This is a genomic window from Nonomuraea sp. IBHARD001 (genome assembly GCF_056106265.1).
Window position 1 is genome coordinate 1,766,722 of sequence record NZ_JBWBBW010000002.1, and the last position, 17,979, is coordinate 1,784,700.

The window sequence follows — 17,979 nt, forward strand, 5'->3', positions numbered from 1 at the left end:
TGTCTCACGGGGTCTGCGGGATGCGCTCCCCGCTGCGGCCGTCGATGGCCAGCAGCCTGGCGGGCTTGGCGACCGCCGGCTTCAGGGTGAGCTCGACGGCGGCGCGCCCCTCGCTGACGTGCACGGGCAGGGTGCGAAGACCGGGATGCACGCCGTGCAGCGGGCCCTCGTGCACCCAGATGCGCATCTTGCGGCCCTTGTGGCGCAGGGCGACGCGGGCGGTCGCGCACTCGCGCTCGACCGCGGCCCAGCTGAGCGTGAGCCGTCCCTCGTCCAGCCTGGCCAGCTCCGGCACCGGGTTGCGGGCCAGGCACGAGACGGGCGCGACGGCTGCGGCGACGGGCGGCGCGGGCGCCGGGGTCGAGGGAACGGGGGCGGAGGCGGGCACGTCCGGCTCGGGGGCCGAGCTGTTGGAATAGCCGATCGTGGCCAGCTCAAGGGCGACGAGCACGACCGCGCCCGTGACCCGCAGGGCGGTCGGCCCCTTGATGAGCAGCAGGACGGCGAGGGTGCCGAGCAGCAGCCAGGCCGTGCCGAGAAGGATCGCGAGCATGCGAGACCCCATCCAGTGCGTGAGTGAATGACGACTCTCCGTGGTCACTCTAGGCTCGCATGCTCTGGGCGCACTTGGGTGTCGTATGACCCAAGCGTTGCCCTAAGAGCTCCATTCCCGAGGAGCCGTCCCGCGCCTAGGCGGCTCCGCCGGCCGGGGCGCCGTGCAGGGTCGCGCCCGCGTCGGCGAGTGCGCTGAGGGCGATCTCGGTCGTCTGCGGGGAGACTGCGGCGGTCAGGCCGAGCAGCACGCGGGTGGCGAAGCCGTACTTGACGGCGTCGAGTGCGGTGGCCTTGACGCAGTGGTCGGTGGCGATGCCGACCACGTCGACGGCGTGCACGTCGCGCTCGCCGAGCCAGGCGGCCAGCGAGATCCCGGCCTCGGAGGCGCCTTCGAAGCCGCTGTAGGCCGCCTCGTGCGCGCCCTTGCTGAAGACCTCCTGCACGGCGCTGAGGTCGAAGGCCGGATGGAAGTCGGCGCCGGGGGTGCCGACCACGCAGTGCGGCGGCCAGGAGCGGACGAAGTCGGGGGAGTCGGAGAAGTGGTCGCCGGGGTCGACGTGGTAGTCGCGGGTGGCCACGACGTGGTCGTAGCCGTGGGCGGCGACATGCCTGGAGATCGCGGCGGCGACCTCGGTCCCGCCGGAGACCGGCAGGCTGCCGCCCTCGCAGAAGTCGTTCTGCACGTCAACGATGATCAGCGCGGTGCTCACCCTTATGACGATACGTCAGGCGAACTCCGTTGGAATGGCGGCATATCCCCGGGCCAGATGCAGGGCGTCCTTGGGCAGCCTGGCGACGGCCTGCCCGTGCCTGGCCCTGGCCGCGTCGAGGGGCTCCTCGCCCACCGGCTCGCCCGCCCTGACCAGCTCGTGCAGCAGTCTGATCCCGTCCTGTGCGGGGTCGGCGCCGCCCGTGACGATCAGCTCGGTCTCGAATCGGCCGTCGTCGTCCAGCAGGCGGAAGGCCTCCTTGCGGCCGCCCCTGCTCGGCTTGCCGACCGAGCGCTTGGCGACGGCCTGCATGCCGCCGACCGAGGTCTCGCGCGCCACCAGCTTGTACACCAGCGCGGCCGTCGGCACGCCGGACCCGGTGACCAGCGAGGTGCCCACGCCGTAGCCGTCGACGGGCGCGGCGGCTAGTGCGGCGATGGCGTACTCGTCGAGGTCGGAGGTGACCAGGATGCGCGTGTTCACGGCGCCGAGCGCGTCGAGCTGCTCGCGTACCTCGCGGGCCGCCGCGGCCAGGTCGCCCGAGTCCAGCCGGACCGCGCCGAGCCCCGTCCCGGCCACCTCGACCGCCGTGCGCACGCCTTCGGCCACGTCGTAGGTGTCGACCAGGAGCGTGGTGCCCGGCCCCATCACCTCGACCTGCGCCTCGAAGGCGGCACGCTCGGAGTCGTGCAGCAGGGTGAACGCATGGGCCGCCGTGCCCGCCGTCGGCACGCCGTAGAGGCGTCCGGCCATGAGGTTGGAGGTCGAGCCGAACCCCGCGATGTAGGCGGCACGCGCCGCGGCGACGGCGGCACGCTCGTGGGTACGGCGTGAGCCCATCTCGATGATCGGCCGATCGCCGGCCGCGTTCGTCATCCGCGAGGCGGCCGATGCGATGGCGCAGTCGTGGTTGAGTATCGAGAGGATCACCGTTTCGAGCAGCACGGCCTCGGCGAACGTGCCCTCGACGACGAGGATCGGCGAGGCGGGGAAGTACAGGTCGCCCTCGCGGTAGCCGTACACGTTCCCGGAAAATCGGTAATCGGCGAGAAACGCCAGAGTTTCCTCGTCCACGACGCCGTGCTCGCGCAGGTAGGCGATGTCGTCCTCGTCGAAGGAGAATCGCCGCAGTTCCTCCAGCACACGCCCGACCCCGGCCACCACTCCATATCGCCGTCCACCGGGCAAATGCCGTGCGAACACCTCGAACACCGCCTTGCGATGGGCGGCCCCGCTCCGCAGGGCGGCCTGCACCATCGTCAGCTCATAGTGATCTGTCAGCAACGCACTGCTCATGGCCATCTTCACGACTCGAAGACTACGACCGAGGTAGGGCAGGATGGGGGATGTGGGTAGCACCGCTCCAAACACCGTCGAGCGTCCGTCAACGGACCTCCGACCCGATCTGCCATGGGTCACGATCGTCTGGAACGACCCTGTCAATCTCATGTCATATGTGACATATGTCTTCCAGACTGTTTTCGGCTACTCCAAGGAGAAGGCCGAGAAGCTCATGATGGACGTGCACCAGAAGGGCAAGGCCGTCGTGTCCAGCGGCACGCGCGAGGAGATGGAACGTGACGTGCAGATTCTTCACTCCTACGGCCTGTGGGCGACTCTCCAGTCAGACTCCCTCACATGACCCGGAAGAGTCACATGACCCGCGAGAGGACGAGGTGTCGGTGAGCTCCGGCTTCAAGCAGCGCGGCGGCGGCGGCGTGATCGCCGAGTTCGAGGCAGCCGAGGTCTCCATCCTGCGCTCGCTCGTCACCCAGGTGCTCGGCCTGGTCGAGCCGGGCGAGACCGGCGACGACCCGCTGGAGCGCGCACTCGGCATCGGCTCGGGCGCGGCGCCCTCCGACCCGGTGCTGGCCAGGCTCTTCCCATCGGCCTACCAGGACGACGAGCTGTCGACGGAGTTCCGCCGCTACACCGAGGCCACGCTGCGCGACGCCAAGCGCGCCGACGCCCAGACCATGCTCGACACCGCGAGGCCGGGCCGCAACGAGCTCACTCAGGATCAGGCCCAGGCCTGGTTGCGCTCGCTCAACGACGTGCGGCTGGCGCTGGGCACCAGGCTCGAGGTGACCGAGGAGATCCACGAGGAGATCGCCCAGATGTCGGAGGACGACCCGCGTTATCCGGCGTTCGTCACCTACGACTGGCTGACCTACCTCCAGGACACGCTGGTGCGCGCGCTCTGGTAGCGACGAGCCCCTTGTAACGGGGACAGGGCGTGCAACGCTGACATAGTGATGCTCCCCCTCGCAGCGCCCGAGCTCACCGACTACATCCAGGACTGGCCGGTCGCCGTCATCGTCGGCTTCCTGGTCCTGCTCGTGCTCAAGCAGCTCTGGGACGCCCTCGTCCTGGTGGGCCAGTTCCTCGGCTGGGCACTGCCGCAGCTCTCGCCCGCCCGTTACACCAAGGCCGCACGCGAGGAGGTACGGCGGCGCAGGCGGCTGGCCAGACTGCTGCTGCAGAGCCTGGACGCCCGCGAGCAGGAGCTGCACTGGCAGCGCGCCACCTTCACCAACCTGACCGTCAACATCGAGGCCATCGACTCCACCCGGCCGATCCGCTCGGGCCTGCTCGGCCTGCGGGCCCAGGCCAGCTACCGGACGAGCTCGCTGTCGCGGGCGCTGGCCGCCGAGACCGGCAAGCTGGTGCTGCTGCAGGCCGCGCCGGGCGCGGGCAAGAGCGTCGCCATCCGCCACCACGCCAGGGCCGTGCTGGAGCGGGCGCTGCGGACGCGGGCGCGCGTGGTGCCGCTGGCCGTGTTCGTCAGCCTGCGCGACTACGAGCGCTCGCCCGAGGACACCACGGTCGACTCGTTGCGCGACTACATCGGCACTACGGTCAACCCCAAACGCTCCACCGAACTGGACAAGTACCTCACGCAGGACGAAGGCCTGACCAAGGACCTGCAGGACGGCACCGTCACCCTGCTGCTCGACTCCTTCGACGAGATCCCCGCCGTGCTCGGCAGCGCCAACATCGACAAGGCCGTCATGCCGTACGTCGAGACGATCACCGGCCTGATCGGGGGCGGTGAGGCGCGGTGCATCGTGGCCTCGCGGGAGTACAAGGGGCCCAGGGTGCAGGGGTGGAGCCGGTTGGAGATCATCGGCCTGCAGTACGAGGAGCAGGTCAAGCTGCTGTCGCGGTACGGGACGACGCCCGGCCAGGTGGAGCTGGTCGAGTCGCTGCTGCGCGATCCCCGGGTGGGGTTCGCCGGGGACCTGCGCAATCCGCTGTACCTCTCGCTGCTGGCCGCCTATCTGGAGCGCCACCACCGCTCGCCGACCAGGCCGAGCGAATTGTTCGAGGACTACACGCGCAACCAGATCGCCGACGCGGCGCCCGCCGAGTGGAGCGAGGAGCAGACCGACAGGGTGCTCGCGGCGCTGGCCGAGCTGGCCTTCGAGATGACGGCCACGCCGGGCACCGGACTGGTCGCCGAGGAGGCGGCGCTGCGCGCGCTGATCGGGGAGCCGCTGCTCGGGGTGGCCAGGTCGAGCAAGCTGCTGCTGGTGACGCCCGGCGGGCGGCTGGCCTTCGTGCACCGCCGCGTCCAGGAGTACTTCGCCACCAGGGGCGCGCTGGCCAAGCCGGGTGCGGTGGCGCCGCGCGAGCTGGTCGTCAACGGGCGCTGGCGCGAGACGGCGGTGACGCTGCTGCAGGTCGGCGGCCAGGGCGAGACCGGCCCGCTGGTCGCCGAGATCGAGCAGGTGCTGGGCGAGGAGCTCGCCGAGGTCGGCGCGCAGGGCGACTACGCCTGGACGCCGCAGGCCGTACACGTGCTGGAGCTGCTGGTGGCCGCCTACGGGCCGGGTGGCGCCGAGCCGCCGCAGGGGGTGCGCGACCAGGTGGAGCGACTGGTGAGCGCCGCATGGAACGCGCGTGCCATCTCCGACCGCAAGTTCGCCCTGGACTGCCTGCCGGTCACCACGCCGGAGCACCAGGTCAAGCTGGTGGAGGGCGCGTTCGGCGGCGGCAGCAACTGGCTGCGGCTGGCGGCGTTGCGCGACTGCGCCGCCATCCATCCCCTGCCCGACTCCATCGACGAGGCGATCAGATGCCTGCTGATCACCATGCTCAGCCGGGGCCAGCTCAAGGCCCAGGGCCGGGCGCTGGACAGCGACCTGGGCAGGCTGTACCAGAAGCAGAGCCTGGTCCGCGTGCGCAGAACGGTGGCCAGGGTGCCCGCCACCGTGCTGGCCCTGTGCCTGGTCTCCTTCACCTACGGCCTGGTCGCCTACGGGAACACGCCGACGGTGTCGGACGTGCGCGGTCAGCTCCTGTACTGCCTGCTGATGCCGATGGGCTGGTTCTGGCTCTACCACGGCGCCAGGCCCATGACCTATCTCTCGCGCTCGCCCATGCAGCGCTTCTTCAGGAGGTTCGGCAGGATCGTCGGCTGGGACTTCGAGGGGGTGCGGCTTGAGGCGTTGCTGCACATCTATCTGATACTCGGCTTCTTCTACCTGCTCGCACTCGCGGTCGTGAGTGTGTTCTCGATCGTCGGGGGGCAGACCGCGCCGATCGTGATCAGTGCGATCGACGGGCTGTTCCTGGTGTTCTATCCGTGGATGTGGGGTCCGGCGGTGCTGACCCTGATGAGGTTCGAGACCGGCAGGCAGCTGCGTCCGATCGAGCTGGTCTTCCCGCAGTTCTCCTTCTGGCCCTACATCTCCTACGGCCTGCGCGACGTCGGCGTCGGCGCGCTGGTCGGCGCCATCGCACGTGGGCTGGCGTGGCTGGTGTTCTGGGTCGGGCTCGGCTGGGTGCTGACCACGTTCGGCGGGACGATCGGCAAGATCGTGATCTGGGGGATGGGCGCGGTCCTGCCCGCGTTCCTCGTCGTCGCGGTCGTCAGGGAGGTCATGTCCAGGCGCAGGCTCAGGCGTAGCACCCGCGACACCAGCCTGCTGTCGGACGCCGTGCTGGTGCAGCGGCTGGCGGGGTTCGCCGACTCCATCGAGGCCGCGGCGTACCTGAGGTTCGTCCGGGTCAGCCGTTCCCAGGACGCCAAGCGGCTCAGCCGGGAGACCGTGCGGGCGCTGTCCGGGCTGATCGAGTCGGCGCCCGACTCCGACGAGGTGCTCGCCGGGCTGATGTGGAGCCCGCCGGAGTGGCTGGAGCAGGCGCCTGGCGTGGTCAGGGCCGCGGTCGAGGACGGCAGGCTGGATGCGCACAGGCTGGGCCGCTGGCAGGGCGAGGTACTCGACGAGCTGGGGCAACTCGACGAATTCCTCAGGGAGAAGTGACCGTTACCCTTGGCCTCATGCTCACGATCTCGCAGGAACTGGTTGACAAGATCATCGCGCACGCGCGGGCCGACCACCCCGACGAGGCCTGTGGCATCGTCGCGGGACCGATCGGCTCGGGCAGGCCCGAGCGCTTCGTCGCGATGGAGAACGCCGAGCGCTCGCCGACGTTCTACCGGTTCGACTCGCTGGAGCAGCTCAAGGTGTGGCGCGAGATGGACGACCGTGACGAGGAGCCGGTCGTCATCTACCACTCCCACACTGCGACCGAGGCCTACCCCTCGCGCACCGACGTGAGCTACGCCTCCGAGCCGAACGCGCACTACGTGCTGGTCTCCACCCGTGAGGACGACACGACAGAGTTTCGTGCGTACCGCATCGTGGACGGGGTCATCTCGGAGGAGCAGGTCGTCATTGAGTAATATGTCGGGCATGACGACTGCCGCTCCCGCCGCCGCGCGGGTCCGGCACGTCCAGAGTTATCTCTTCGCGCACACCCCCTCCGTGGTCGTCTACGACTGTCGCTGAGCGCCGGTCCCCGGACGTGTGACGGCCCTTTCCCGGCCGTCCTGGAATCCCACCACCCCTGCCGGTGTTTGCCCCGGTGGTACGACCTGACCTGAGGAGATTGACCTGCGATGGCCATCGAGGTTCGCATTCCGACCATCCTGCGCACCTACACCGACGGCGCCAAGGCCGTCGACGCCGAGGGCGCGACACTCGACGAGCTGATCAGCAACCTGGAGGCCCAGCACCCGGGCATCAAGGCCCGGCTGATCGACCAGGGCGCGCTGCGCCGCTTCGTCAACGTGTACCTCAACGACGAGGACGTGCGTTTCCTCGGCGGTCTCGGCACGCCCGTCGCCGACGGCGACACCGTGACGGTGCTTCCCGCCGTCGCCGGCGGCTGATCGTGCGCTACGACTCCCTGATCGACTCGGTCGGTCGCACCCCCCTCGTCGGGCTGCCCAGGCTCTCGCCGTCGGCCGACGTGCGGGTCTGGGCCAAGCTCGAGGACCGCAATCCGACCGGGTCCATCAAGGACAGGCCGGCGCTGTGGATGATCGAGCAGGCGGAGAAGGACGGCCTGCTCACACCCGGGTGCACGATCCTGGAGCCGACCTCCGGCAACACCGGCATCTCGCTGGCGATGTCGGCCAGGCTCAAGGGCTACAAGCTGATCTGCGTCATGCCGGAGAACACCTCCGACGAGCGCCGCCAGCTCCTGCGCATGTGGGGTGCGGAGATCATCTCCTCACCGGCGGCGGGCGGCTCCAACGAGGCCGTGCGCGTGGCCAAGGGCCTGGCGGCCGAGAACCCGTCCTGGATCATGCTCTACCAGTACGGGAACCCGGCCAACTGGCGCTCGCACTACGAGTCGACCGGTCCCGAGATCCTCGCCGACCTGCCGACCGTGACGCACTTCGTCGCCGGGCTCGGCACGACGGGCACGCTCATGGGCGTGGGGCGCTTCCTGCGCGAGCACGTGCCGGGCGTGCAGATCGTGGCGGCCGAGCCGCGTTACGGCGAGCTGGTCTACGGGCTGCGCAACGTGGACGAGGGGTTCATTCCCGAGCTCTACGACGAGTCGGTGCTGACCACGCGTTTCTCCGTCGGTTCGGGCGACGCCCTGCGGCGCACGCGTGAGCTGCTGGCCGCGGAGGGCATCTTCGCCGGTGTCTCGACGGGAGCCGCCCTGCATGCCGCCCTGGGTGTGGCGCGCAAGGCGGTGCAGGCCGGTGAGCGGGCCGACGTGGTGTTCGTGGTCGCCGACGGCGGCTGGAAGTACCTTTCGACCGGCGCGTACGAAGGCACGCTGGACGAGGCCGAAGAGCGGCTCGAGGGTCAGCTCTGGGCCTGAGAGCAGACCCGCAAGACCGGCTCCGGGCCTGAGACCGGATCCGCGTGTGGAAGCCCCGCTCGTGTGGCGGGGCTTTCGCGTTGCCGGACGCGGCCGTCAGCCGGTGAAGACGCCCGCGCGGGCCGCCGCCGCGGCCGATGCCGCCGCCCTGTCGGCGATCGCGAGGTCGACGGGCTCGCCCGAGACGAACAGCCGGTAGTACATCGGCGCGATGGCCACCCGTACCACCTCGACCGCGTCGGTGCCCTCGGGCAGTTCCCCCCTGGCGACGGAGCGCCTGACCAGCTCGGCCGACTCCTCGTGCCGTGAGGCCAGGAAGGCGTGCAGCGCCTCGGCCGCAGCCGGGCTGCGCATGGCGGCCAGCACGAAGGCGGAGGCGACGGGCCCGGCGACCGGGTCGGTGAAGCCGGTCACCACCAGTCTGGCCAGCTCGCGCAGGTCGTCGTCGAGCGACCCGGTGTCCGGCGTCGGCCACGGCTCCTCGCGCGCCAGTGCCAGCGCGTCGGCGACGAGCCCGTCGACGGTGTTCCACCGCCGGTACACGGTCGTCTTGTGCACCCCCGAAGCGGTGGCGACGCCTTCCACACTCAGCCCTTCGTAGCCCTTGAGCGCCAGCTCGGCCAGCGTGGCCTGCCGTACGGCGTCGCGGATGCGGGCGGATCGGCCGCCGGGGCGTGGCGTGGCCATATTGCGACTCCAGTTGCGTTAGTCGGATCGGGTGTGCCATGCTCAGCTTAACGCAACCGCAGTTGCAATACGGGGGGGATGTCGTTCTGAGTACCACGCAGCTCGCCATGCACGGCGTCGGCAAGTCCTACGGCGACCGGCTGGTCCTCGACCACGTCTCGCTGGCCGTACGCCCGGGAGAGCGGGTCGGGGTCGTCGGGGAGAACGGCTCGGGCAAGTCGACGCTGCTGCGCCTGATGGCGGGCGACGAGCGGCCCGACGACGGCACGGTGACGGTGTCCGCGGCCGGTGGGGTCGGCCGGCTTGCACAGACGCTCGCGGGCGGGACCGTCCAGGACGCCGTGGACGCGGCGCTGGCCGCACTGCGGGGGATGGAGAGGCGCATGCGCGAGCTAGAGGCCGACCTCACACCCGCCAGGATGGAGGAGTACGGCGAGCTGCTGACCGCGTACGAGGCCAGAGGCGGCTACGAGGCCGACGCCAGGGTCGGCAGGTCCCTCGAAGGGCTCGGACTCGCCGGCCTCGACCGCGCCCGCCCGCTGACCGGGCTGTCCGGCGGCGAGAGGGCCAGGCTCGGCCTCGCCTGCCTGCTGGCCGCCTCGCCCGAGATCCTGCTGCTCGACGAGCCCACCAACCACCTGGACGCGGCGGCCACGCACTGGCTGGAGGAACGGCTGCGCGGCCACCACGGCACGGTCGTCGTGGTCAGCCACGACCGAACCTTCCTCGACCGGGTGAGCACCGCGATCGTCGAGGTCGAGGGCGGCTCCCTGACCAGGTACGGAGGCGGCTACCAGGCATTCGTGGCCGCACAGGCGGCGGCGAGGCTGCGCTGGGAGCAGGAGTTCGCCGCCTGGCGAGCCGAGATCGCCCAGGTCGAGACCTATGCCGAGACGACCGCGCACCGGGTGGCCCAGGGCCGTGCCATCAAGGACAACAACAAGATGGCCTACGACCGCAACGCCGGCCGGGTGCAGAGCTCGGTCGCGAGCAGGGTGCGCCAGGCGCACGAGCGGCTCAGACGCCTGCACGCCGACCCCGTGCCCAGACCGCCGCGCCCGCTCACCTTCGCCGGAGCCTTCGACGGCACGGCCGCGGGCGGCGTCGAGGCGTCCGGCATCCGTGTGGGCGACCGGCTCCACGTCGGGTCGCTGCGGGTGGGGCCGGGCGAGCGGCTGCTGGTGCGCGGCGCCAACGGCTCGGGCAAGTCGACCCTGCTCAAGGTGCTCGCGGGCGAGCTGATCCCGGACGAGGGCGAGGTACGCAGGCGCGGCAGCTTCGGTGTGCTCGCCCAGGACACCGCCTTCGACGAGCGGCTCACCGTGGTCGAGGCGTTCGCCCAGGGTCGTGCCGGGTACCCGGACGAGCACAGGGACGGGCTGGCGGTGCTCGGCCTGCTGCGTGCCGACGCGCTCGACCTGCCGATCGGCGCGCTCAGCGCCGGGCAGCGCAGGCGGGTGGCGCTGGCCAGGCTGCTGGTCTCGCCCGTCGACGTCCTGCTGCTGGACGAGCCCGCCAATCACCTGTCGCTCAGGCTCGTCGACGAGCTGGAGGCGGCGCTGGAGGAGTACAAGGGCACCCTGATCGTGGTCTCGCACGACAGGGCGCTCGCCGGAAGGTTCGCCGGACGGCGGATCGAGATACGGGGAGGTCGCATTGTTGAAGATCACTGAAGTCGAGGTGCCTGGCACGGGACCCTATGACGTCGTCACCGGCCCTGACGGAGCCCTGTGGTTCACCCTGGTGCACAGCGACCAGATCGGCAGGCTGGAGCCGGGAGGCCGGGCCGAGCTGTTCGACCTGCCGCCCGGCTCCGGGCCGACGGTGATCGTCGCAGGCCACGACGGCGCGCTGTGGTACACCGCGTACAAGGGCGACGCCGTCGGGCGGATCGGCACGACGGGCGAGGTGACGACGTTCCCCGTGCCCGGGGCCGGGCCGTACGGCATCGCGGCCGGGGCTGACGGGGCCATGTGGTTCACCGCGATGAACACCGACAGCCTGGGACGCATCGGCCCGGACGGCGAGGTGTCGTGGTTCGCGCTGCCGTACCAGGGGGTCTATGTGTCGGCGTTGGTGAGCGGAGGCGACGGGGCGTTGTGGTTCACGCTCAACGCGCGGGGGGCGATCGGGCGGATGACGACGCAGGGGGAGGTCACCACCTACGACCTGCCGACGCAGGGGGCCGCGCCCGTGGGGATCGCGGCGGGCGGCGACGGGTCGATCTGGTTCGTGGAGATCGGCGCGGGTCAGGTCGGGCGGATCGCGCCCGGCGGCGGGCCGAGGGAGTACCCGCTGCCCGACCGGAGTGCCAAGCCGCATGCGATCGTCGTGGACGCCGATGGAGGCGCGTGGTTCACCGAGTGGGGGAGCGGCAGGGCCGGGCGGGTGACGGCCGAGGGGGAGTTCGAGCACGTCGACCTGCCGGGTGGGGGGTCCGCTGAGCCGCACGGGCTGACGATCGGGCCGGACGGAGCCGTGTGGGTCGCCCTGGAGCTCGGCGCGCTGGCCAGGATCGAGCCGTAGGGTCCGCTGGGTCAGACGCGTTCGAGTTCCTTGCGGGCCAGGTTCAGGTGCAGTTCGCCCGTGCCTTGGGAGGCGATGCCCTCCCAGGGCACGTGGTGGCTGCCCGCGTAGATCACGCGGGCCACGAGCTGGGAGACCCAGCCGAACCTGCCCTCCAGGTCGCGCGTGATGCCCAGCATGATCGGTCCTCGGGTCGCCGAGACGACCAGGCCGTAGACGCGATGGCTCTCCTGCATGCCGTGTTTGTCGCCCTTGTTCTTGACCATACGGACGTCCACGACATGTCCCACCCAGACGCCTCGTTTGTCCCAGACGCACTGGCCTACCAGTTCATTCACTGCCCCCATACCGGACAACGCTGTCATGCGGTGCACGTTTGCGCAGGTAGGCGCGCGGATGGGTGGATGCCGTAGAGTATGGACCGACTAGAATATAGTTCGGCCCCGAGGGAAGCGCGCATGACGAAGTTCGACGAGGCGACGCAGGCGATCAGGATCGACGAGCACACCTACGACGTGTGCCTCGACCCGGGATACTCCATCGGCGGGCCGCTCAACGGCGGCTACCTGATGGCGGTGATCCTGCGTGCCGCCGTCGACGCCGCGCCGCACGCGCACCCGGTGAGCACCTCCGCCCAGTTCCTGCGGGCGCCCAGGCCCGGTCCCGCGCAGGTGCGGGTCGAACAGCTCAAGAGCGGGCGCACGGCGGCCTTCGCCAGGGCCACACTCCTGCAGGACGGCCTGCCGTACATCGAGACCTCGATCACCACGGCCACGCTGACCGGCCAGGGGGAGCCGGACTACGCCTCCGCGCCCTCGGTGGCGATGCCCGCGCTCGACGCGTGCGTGCGGCTGCCCGAGCCCCGGCCGGAGTCGGGGATGACGCTCAACGCCCAGGTGGAGATGGTGTTCGACCCGCCGACCGTGGGCTGGCTGAACGGGCGGCCGAGCGGGGTGCCGGAGTCGCGGGCCTACTTCCGCATGGCCGAGGCGCAGGACCCCGATCCGTACGTGCTGGCGCTGGCCGTCGACGTGCTGCCGCCCGTGGTGTTCTCGGCGGGGGCCAGGGGATGGGCGCCGACCGTCGACCTCACCTGGCACCTGCGTGCCCTTCCCGCGCCCGGGTGGCTCACCCTGCTCGGCAGCGGACGGCTGATCGGCGACGGCTGGTTCGACGAGGAGGTCGAGGTCTGGGACTCGGCGGGCCGCCTGGTCGCCCAGTCGCGCCAGCTCGCGCGGGTCGGCAGAGGTTGAACGTGTTGTGAGGATTCTTACGGTGAGCCGGAGGCCAGGGTCGCCTAATCTCTGAAACGTGCCGGAAGCGAGCATCGGAATCTTCGACAGCGGGGTGGGCGGCCTGACGGTCGCCCGGGCGATCATCGACCAGATGCCCCACGAGTCCATCACCTACGTCGCCGACACCGCGCGACAGCCCTACGGCCCCAAGCCGCTGGCGGAGCTCAGAGGCTACGCGCTGGAGGTGATGGACCATCTCGTCGCCGACGGCGTGAAGATGCTCGTCATCGCCTGCAACAGTGCGAGCTCCGCCGTGCTGCGCGACGCGCGCGAGCGCTACGACGTGCCGGTCGTCGAGGTCATCCAGCCGGCCGCCAGGAGAGCGGCGCGCGCCACCCGCAACGGCAGGGTCGGCGTCATCGCCACCAGGGCGACCATCGAGTCCATGGCCTACGAGGACGCCTTCGCCGCGGCGCCCGACGTCCAGCTCACCGGGGTGGCCGCACCGCTCCTGGTGGAGTACGTCGAGCGCGGCGAGACCACGGGCGACGAACTGCTTGAGGTGGTCGGGGACTACCTGGCGCCGATCAGGGCCGCCGGGTGCGACACGCTCATCCTCGGCTGCACCCACTATCCCTTGCTGGCCGGAGCCGTGGCCTATGTCGCGGGCGAGGGCGTCACGCTGGTCTCCAGCGCCGACGAGACGGCCAAGGATGTCTTCCGCATCCTGCACGACCGCGGTTTGGCGAGCGGCGGCGCCTCCCCCCTGCACCGCTTTCGCGCAACCGGCGATTCCCTCCTTTTCGCCCAGCTCGGGCGGCGTTTTCTGGGACCGGAGATCGAAGGGGTCGAGCTTGCCGCAGTCGGGGGTACATCCTCAAACGGGAGGTCGGCATGAAGGTGACCATCGTCGGCTGTTCGGGCAGCTTTCCCGGACCGGACAGCCCCTCGTCCTGCTATCTGTTCGAGGCCGAAGGCTTCCGCATGTTGCTCGATTTCGGCAACGGCGCGCTGGGAGCGCTCCAGAGGCATATCGGGCTGTATGACGTCGACGCCATCTGCCTGACCCATCTGCACGCCGATCACTGCCTGGACATGTGCCCGTACCACGTCGTCCGTACCTACGGACCCGACGGCGCCCTGCCCAAGGTCCCGGTCTGGGCGCCCGCCGACGCACCCCACCGCCTGGCCGCCGCGTACGGCATGCCGGACGAGCCGGGGATGGAGACCGCGTTCGACTTCACCGCGCTCGCGCCGGGCACGTTCGAGGTCGGGCCCTTCCGGGTCACCGCCGGGCTGGTCAACCATCCGGTCGAGGCCTACGGCTTCCGCGTCGCGCACGGTGGCAGGACCGTGACGTACTCGGGGGACACGGGGGAGTCGGCCGAGCTGGTCAAGCTGGCCGAAGGCGCCGACCTGCTGCTGTGCGAGGCGTCCTTCCCCGACGAGCCCGGACTGCCCGCCGATCTGCACATGACCGGGCGGCAGGCGGCCGAGCACGCGGCCAAGGCCGGGGTGGACCGGCTGGTGCTGACCCACCTGGTGCCCTGGTACGACCAGCGCGCGATCCTGGCGCACGCCCACACGGCGGGATTCGAGGGAGGGATCGACCTGGCGAGAAGTGGAGCCGTCTACGACCTGGGCTGACCGGCCCGTCGGCTCGTCGGTTCATGGGGGCAGGGGTCTCACAGGGGCGCCTGGTCGAAGGTGCGCATCCGCGCCAGCGGGGAGAACAGCAGGGGAAGCGGGGAGATCAGCTTGCCCGTCATCAGGATCCACAGCGCCTCACGGACGCCGACCTGCTGGGCGAGCGCACCGCCGAGCAGGGCGCCCAACGGGATCGTGCCCCACATCAGCATGCGGATCGTCGCGTTGACCCGGCCCAGCAGGTGCTCGGGTGTCACGGTCTGGCGGTAGGTGATCTGACCGACGTTGTAGAGGACCGAGCCGAGGGTCAGGGCGATCGAGGTGATCGCGAAGAACGAGATACGCCAGTCGTTCTCCGTCATCGGCAGCAGCATGGCGAACGGGGTCGAGAGGAGCGGCGCGTACAACGTCAGCTTCGGCGCGCCGAACCTCCTGGATAACCGGGTGCTGGACGCGGCGCCCAGCAGCGCGCCGACCGTGCCGGACGTGAGCAGCACGCCGATCAGCGCCGGTCCGAGCCCGACCAGCTCCGACAGGAACAACACCGAGAGGCCGAGCACGCCCGCGACGCTCAGATTGGCGATCGCCGTGCTCAGCGCCAGCATGCGCAGCAGCTTGTCGCCCAGCACGAACGCCAGTCCCTCGCGCATCTCCGCCCACATTCCGGTGCGCGAGTTCACGGCCGGAGGCGGATCGGCGGTGCTGACCTGGCCGAGCAGCAGCACACTGGCCAGAGCGCTCAGCGCCGTCACCAGCAGGGTCCTGGGCGCGGCCAGCGCCTGCACCAGCAGGCCGCCGATGCCGGGACCGCTCACCCCGCCCAGCGCGCGTACGAACTCCAGCCTGGCGTTTCCCTCGGTCAGCTGCTGCTTGCCCACGAGGGTCGGCAGGTAGCTCTGGTCGGCGATGTCGTTGAACAGCTGCGCGCACCCGACCAGGAGCGCCACGCAGTACAGCATGGGCATCGACAGCACGCCCAGCGAGGCGGCCAGCGGAATACTGGCCAGCAGGACGAACCTGACGGCGTCGGCTGTCACCATCACGCGGCGGCGGCGCATCCGGTCGACCCAGACCCCTGCGGGCAGGCCGAGCACGAGAAAGGCCACCGTCTGCGTGGCGGCCAGCGCCCCCACCTCGAACGGCGAAGCATGCAGTGTGACGACCGCGACGAGTGGAAGAGCCACGCGGGCGACGTTGGCACCGAGCTCGTTGAACACATGGGAGCCCAGGAACCGGAGGAAGTCAGGGTTTCTCAACACCCCCGTTGTCATTGGGTAAGGATCTATGTTTCATTGTGCGGCGGTCAAGGGTGTTCGGCGGCGAGGATAGGGTGATCTGCATGTCTCGACAGGATGGGCGCACGCCCGACCAGCTCCGCCCGGTGACCATCACGAGGGGTTGGCTGGCCCATGCTGAAGGCTCGGTGCTCGTGGAGTTCGGCGGCACCAAGGTGCTCGTGGCCGCCTCCGTGCAGGACAGCGTGCCGCGCTGGCGCAGGGGGAGCGGGCAGGGCTGGGTGACGGCCGAGTACTCCATGCTGCCGAGGGCGACCAACACCCGCAACGACCGCGAGTCGGTCCGGGGGAAGATCGGCGGCAGGACCCACGAGATCTCCCGGCTGATCGGGCGCTCGCTGCGGGCCTGCGTCGACTACAAGGCGCTCGGCGAGAACTCCGTCGTGCTCGACTGCGACGTGCTGCAGGCCGACGGCGGCACCCGCACGGCGGCCATCACCGGCGCCTACGTGGCGCTCGCCGACGCCGTCGCGTGGATGCGCAAGCGCAAGATGTGCCCCGGGGACCCGCTCGTCGACTCGGTCGCGGCCGTGTCGGTCGGCGTGGTCGGCGGCACGCCGCTGCTCGACCTGTGCTACACCGAGGACGTCTCGGCCGAGACCGATATGAATGTCGTCATGACCGGCTCGGGGGCGTTCGTCGAGGTGCAGGGCACGGCCGAGGGGGCGCCGTTCGACCGGGCGGCGCTCGACGCGCTTCTCGACCTGGCCGTGACCGGCTGCGAGGAGCTGACCCTGCACCAGCAGGAGTCCCTGGGCCGATGACGTTGGACGGAGCAGCCGTATGAAGATCATTCTTGCCACGCGCAACGCCGGGAAGATCGAGGAGTTGCGCCGTATTCTGGCCGGCTTCGACATCGTGGGCCTGGAGGAGTTCCCCGAGATCGGGGAGGTGGCCGAGACCGGCCTGACGTTCGCCGAGAACGCCCTGCTCAAGGCACATGCCGTCGCCAAGGCCTCGGGCCTGCCCGCCGTCGCCGACGACTCCGGCCTGTGCGTCGACGCGCTCAACGGCATGCCCGGCGTCTTCTCGGCCCGCTGGTCGGGTCCGCAGGACGCCGAGGTCAAGGACAAGGCCAATCTGGAGCTGCTGCTGGCCCAGATCTCCGACGTCTTCGACGAGTTCCGCACCGCGCACTTCACCTGCGCCGCTGCCCTGGCCCTGCCCAACGGCGAGGAGCACGTCGTCGAGGGCATCTTCCCCGGCGCGGTCATCCGCACCCCGAGAGGCACGGGCGGTTTCGGCTACGACCCGATCTTCCTGCCCGACGGCGAGACCCACACCCTGGCCGAACTCTCCCCGCAGCGCAAGGACGAGATCAGCCACCGGGGCCGCGCTTTCCGTGCCCTCGTTCCTGTCGTACGGCAGGTCCTCGCCGCGGGCTGAGGCCCGGAGGTGTGTCTGACGGCTGGGATTCGGGTGCACGCCTTGGAGTCACGCCGTCCGGCAACCTGAGCGGCATGCCGTACCCCCTTCATCTCACCGGTTGCCCGCCTGGAGGAGCACCTCCGTGAGGGCCTTCGGCTGGGAGAGCATCGGCCAGTGGCCGGTGGGCAGGGTGGTGAGGCGCCAGTGGGGGCTCTTGAGGAGGGTGGCGACTGCGGGCATGGGGTCCTCGCCGTCGAGCAGGCACTTGACGTAGGTGGCGGGCAGGTCGGCCAAGGGGCGGGTGAGGACCGCGGGCTCGGTCAGGCAGGCGCCGGGGTGGGGCGTGGCGCGGGTGAGGAGGGTGGCGATCTGCTCGTCGGACAGGTCCTGGCCGGCGAAGTCGGCGGCGGGCGGCGGCGGCCAGAAGCCGTCGGCGGCCTCGATCGCGGCCACGACCGACCGGCCCCATTCGGGCCAGGGCGAGACGAACGACTCCCCGTCGACGGGCACGTTGGAGTCGACGAACACCACATGCCTCAGCCGGTCCCCGATCCGCTCGGCGGCCTGCCCCACGGGAATGCCGGAGTAGCTGTGCCCGACCAGCACGACGTCACGCAGGTCGAGCCGCTCGACCTCCTCGACGACGTCGCGCACGTGGGTCTGCTGACCGGCGGGCAGGTCCTGCCTCTCCGCCAGGCCGGACAACGTCAGGGGATGAACGCCGTGCCCGGCCTCACGCAGCCCCGGCGTCACCTCCTCCCACGCCCACGACCCGAGCCATGCGCCTGCGACGAGCACGTATTGCGTCATGCGGGCACCCTAACG

General features: G+C 70.5%; 20 protein-coding genes. 13 read left to right on the forward strand and 7 right to left on the reverse strand.

The features are described from left to right. Positions 1-4: 4 nt before the first annotated feature. The 3 genes from ACTWNK_RS10290 to ACTWNK_RS10300 form a co-directional block, all read right to left on the reverse strand. Positions 5-553: a hypothetical protein gene (locus tag ACTWNK_RS10290; RefSeq protein WP_474303656.1), complete on the reverse strand. Its 549-nt coding sequence runs from the start codon at positions 551-553 to the stop codon at positions 5-7. A 136-nt stretch (positions 554-689) separates the two neighbouring features. Further along, positions 690-1,265 carry an isochorismatase family protein gene (locus ACTWNK_RS10295; RefSeq protein ID WP_474303657.1) on the reverse strand — a complete coding sequence of 192 codons (576 nt, stop codon included), beginning with the start codon at positions 1,263-1,265 and terminating at the stop codon, positions 690-692. Positions 1,266-1,280: 15 nt separating this feature from the next. Continuing rightward, positions 1,281-2,567, reverse strand: a complete 1,287-nt coding sequence (locus ACTWNK_RS10300; protein ID WP_474310877.1) for a nicotinate phosphoribosyltransferase — start codon at positions 2,565-2,567, stop codon at positions 1,281-1,283. A 37-nt stretch (positions 2,568-2,604) separates the two neighbouring features. On the opposite strand from ACTWNK_RS10300, the gene clpS reads away from it, so the two are divergent. The 6 genes from clpS to ACTWNK_RS10330 all read left to right on the forward strand — a co-directional run bounded on the left by clpS (position 2,605) and on the right by ACTWNK_RS10330 (position 8,396). Continuing rightward, a complete protein-coding gene (gene clpS, locus ACTWNK_RS10305; RefSeq protein WP_474303658.1) occupies positions 2,605-2,907 on the forward strand; it encodes an ATP-dependent Clp protease adapter ClpS in 303 nt (100 codons plus the stop codon). Between the two features lie 40 nt (positions 2,908-2,947). Continuing rightward, positions 2,948-3,472, forward strand: a complete 525-nt coding sequence (locus ACTWNK_RS10310; RefSeq protein WP_474303659.1) for a DUF2017 domain-containing protein — start codon at positions 2,948-2,950, stop codon at positions 3,470-3,472. A gap of 45 nt (positions 3,473-3,517) precedes the next feature. Then, entirely contained in the window at positions 3,518-6,535 is a 3,018-nt protein-coding gene (locus tag ACTWNK_RS10315) for an NACHT domain-containing protein (protein ID WP_474303660.1), read from the forward strand. A gap of 17 nt (positions 6,536-6,552) precedes the next feature. Then, on the forward strand, positions 6,553-6,957 hold the full coding sequence (locus ACTWNK_RS10320; protein ID WP_474303661.1) for a M67 family metallopeptidase: 405 nt from the start codon (positions 6,553-6,555) through the stop codon (positions 6,955-6,957). A 216-nt stretch (positions 6,958-7,173) separates the two neighbouring features. Further along, positions 7,174-7,446: a MoaD/ThiS family protein gene (locus tag ACTWNK_RS10325; RefSeq protein ID WP_474303662.1), complete on the forward strand. Its 273-nt coding sequence runs from the start codon at positions 7,174-7,176 to the stop codon at positions 7,444-7,446. A 2-nt stretch (positions 7,447-7,448) separates the two neighbouring features. Beyond that, complete coding sequence (locus ACTWNK_RS10330; protein ID WP_474303663.1) at positions 7,449-8,396, forward strand: PLP-dependent cysteine synthase family protein; 948 nt, start codon at positions 7,449-7,451, stop codon at positions 8,394-8,396. Between the two features lie 96 nt (positions 8,397-8,492). Here ACTWNK_RS10330 and ACTWNK_RS10335 read toward each other — a convergent pair whose 3' ends face one another. Next, positions 8,493-9,083 (reverse strand): TetR/AcrR family transcriptional regulator, encoded by a 591-nt coding sequence (locus ACTWNK_RS10335; RefSeq protein WP_474303664.1) that lies wholly within the window; start codon positions 9,081-9,083, stop codon positions 8,493-8,495. An 86-nt stretch (positions 9,084-9,169) separates the two neighbouring features. Between ACTWNK_RS10335 and abc-f the strand changes: the two genes are divergently transcribed. Together abc-f and ACTWNK_RS10345 are read left to right on the forward strand one after the other, a co-directional pair. After that, a complete protein-coding gene (abc-f, locus tag ACTWNK_RS10340; RefSeq protein ID WP_474310878.1) occupies positions 9,170-10,756 on the forward strand; it encodes a ribosomal protection-like ABC-F family protein in 1,587 nt (528 codons plus the stop codon). Next, positions 10,743-11,609 (forward strand): Vgb family protein, encoded by an 867-nt coding sequence (locus ACTWNK_RS10345; RefSeq protein ID WP_474303665.1) that lies wholly within the window; start codon positions 10,743-10,745, stop codon positions 11,607-11,609. Before abc-f ends, ACTWNK_RS10345 begins: the two co-directional genes overlap by 14 nt. 11 nt (positions 11,610-11,620) lie before the next feature. Here ACTWNK_RS10345 and ACTWNK_RS10350 read toward each other — a convergent pair whose 3' ends face one another. Beyond that, positions 11,621-11,956 carry a hypothetical protein gene (locus ACTWNK_RS10350; protein ID WP_474303666.1) on the reverse strand — a complete coding sequence of 112 codons (336 nt, stop codon included), beginning with the start codon at positions 11,954-11,956 and terminating at the stop codon, positions 11,621-11,623. Between the two features lie 111 nt (positions 11,957-12,067). On the opposite strand from ACTWNK_RS10350, the gene ACTWNK_RS10355 reads away from it, so the two are divergent. Genes ACTWNK_RS10355 through ACTWNK_RS10365 form a run of 3 tightly spaced genes read left to right on the forward strand, consistent with a single transcriptional unit; the run spans position 12,068 to position 14,491 of the window. After that, entirely contained in the window at positions 12,068-12,862 is a 795-nt protein-coding gene (locus ACTWNK_RS10355; RefSeq protein WP_474303667.1) for a thioesterase family protein, read from the forward strand. Between the two features lie 58 nt (positions 12,863-12,920). Further along, complete coding sequence (gene murI / locus ACTWNK_RS10360; RefSeq protein WP_474303668.1) at positions 12,921-13,742, forward strand: glutamate racemase; 822 nt, start codon at positions 12,921-12,923, stop codon at positions 13,740-13,742. Next, a complete protein-coding gene (locus tag ACTWNK_RS10365; protein ID WP_474303669.1) occupies positions 13,739-14,491 on the forward strand; it encodes an MBL fold metallo-hydrolase in 753 nt (250 codons plus the stop codon). The genes murI and ACTWNK_RS10365 overlap by 4 nt, the downstream gene beginning before the upstream one ends. A gap of 38 nt (positions 14,492-14,529) precedes the next feature. On the opposite strand, the gene ACTWNK_RS10370 is transcribed toward ACTWNK_RS10365, so the two are convergent. Further along, entirely contained in the window at positions 14,530-15,762 is a 1,233-nt protein-coding gene (locus tag ACTWNK_RS10370) for an MFS transporter (protein WP_474303670.1), read from the reverse strand. A gap of 68 nt (positions 15,763-15,830) precedes the next feature. Here ACTWNK_RS10370 and rph point away from each other — a divergent pair, with 68 nt between their 5' ends. After that, the gene (gene rph, locus ACTWNK_RS10375) at positions 15,831-16,550 is read left to right on the forward strand and encodes a ribonuclease PH (RefSeq protein WP_474303671.1); all 720 of its coding nucleotides are present in this window, start codon (positions 15,831-15,833) and stop codon (positions 16,548-16,550) included. Positions 16,551-16,569: 19 nt separating this feature from the next. After that, positions 16,570-17,172 (forward strand): RdgB/HAM1 family non-canonical purine NTP pyrophosphatase, encoded by a 603-nt coding sequence (gene rdgB, locus ACTWNK_RS10380; RefSeq protein WP_474303672.1) that lies wholly within the window; start codon positions 16,570-16,572, stop codon positions 17,170-17,172. A gap of 93 nt (positions 17,173-17,265) precedes the next feature. Here the strand turns inward: rdgB and ACTWNK_RS10385 are convergent, their stop codons facing one another. Continuing rightward, the gene (locus ACTWNK_RS10385; RefSeq protein WP_474303673.1) at positions 17,266-17,964 is read right to left on the reverse strand and encodes an alpha/beta fold hydrolase; all 699 of its coding nucleotides are present in this window, start codon (positions 17,962-17,964) and stop codon (positions 17,266-17,268) included. Between the last annotated feature and the right edge of the window lie 15 nt (positions 17,965-17,979).

Coding starts and splice junctions, on each gene's coding strand:
- ACTWNK_RS10290 (WP_474303656.1), bottom strand. CDS start 553: ATGCTCGCGATCCTTCTCGGCACGGCCTGGCTGCTGCTCGGCACCCTC.
- ACTWNK_RS10300 (WP_474310877.1), bottom strand. CDS start 2,567: ATGGCCATGAGCAGTGCGTTGCTGACAGATCACTATGAGCTGACGATG.
- clpS (WP_474303658.1), top strand. CDS start 2,605: ATGGGGGATGTGGGTAGCACCGCTCCAAACACCGTCGAGCGTCCGTCA.
- ACTWNK_RS10320 (WP_474303661.1), top strand. CDS start 6,553: ATGCTCACGATCTCGCAGGAACTGGTTGACAAGATCATCGCGCACGCG.
- ACTWNK_RS10325 (WP_474303662.1), top strand. CDS start 7,174: ATGGCCATCGAGGTTCGCATTCCGACCATCCTGCGCACCTACACCGAC.
- ACTWNK_RS10335 (WP_474303664.1), bottom strand. CDS start 9,083: ATGGCCACGCCACGCCCCGGCGGCCGATCCGCCCGCATCCGCGACGCC.
- ACTWNK_RS10350 (WP_474303666.1), bottom strand. CDS start 11,956: ATGGGGGCAGTGAATGAACTGGTAGGCCAGTGCGTCTGGGACAAACGA.
- ACTWNK_RS10355 (WP_474303667.1), top strand. CDS start 12,068: ATGACGAAGTTCGACGAGGCGACGCAGGCGATCAGGATCGACGAGCAC.
- ACTWNK_RS10365 (WP_474303669.1), top strand. CDS start 13,739: ATGAAGGTGACCATCGTCGGCTGTTCGGGCAGCTTTCCCGGACCGGAC.
- ACTWNK_RS10370 (WP_474303670.1), bottom strand. CDS start 15,762: ATGACAACGGGGGTGTTGAGAAACCCTGACTTCCTCCGGTTCCTGGGC.
- rph (WP_474303671.1), top strand. CDS start 15,831: ATGTCTCGACAGGATGGGCGCACGCCCGACCAGCTCCGCCCGGTGACC.
- rdgB (WP_474303672.1), top strand. CDS start 16,570: ATGAAGATCATTCTTGCCACGCGCAACGCCGGGAAGATCGAGGAGTTG.
- ACTWNK_RS10385 (WP_474303673.1), bottom strand. CDS start 17,964: ATGACGCAATACGTGCTCGTCGCAGGCGCATGGCTCGGGTCGTGGGCG.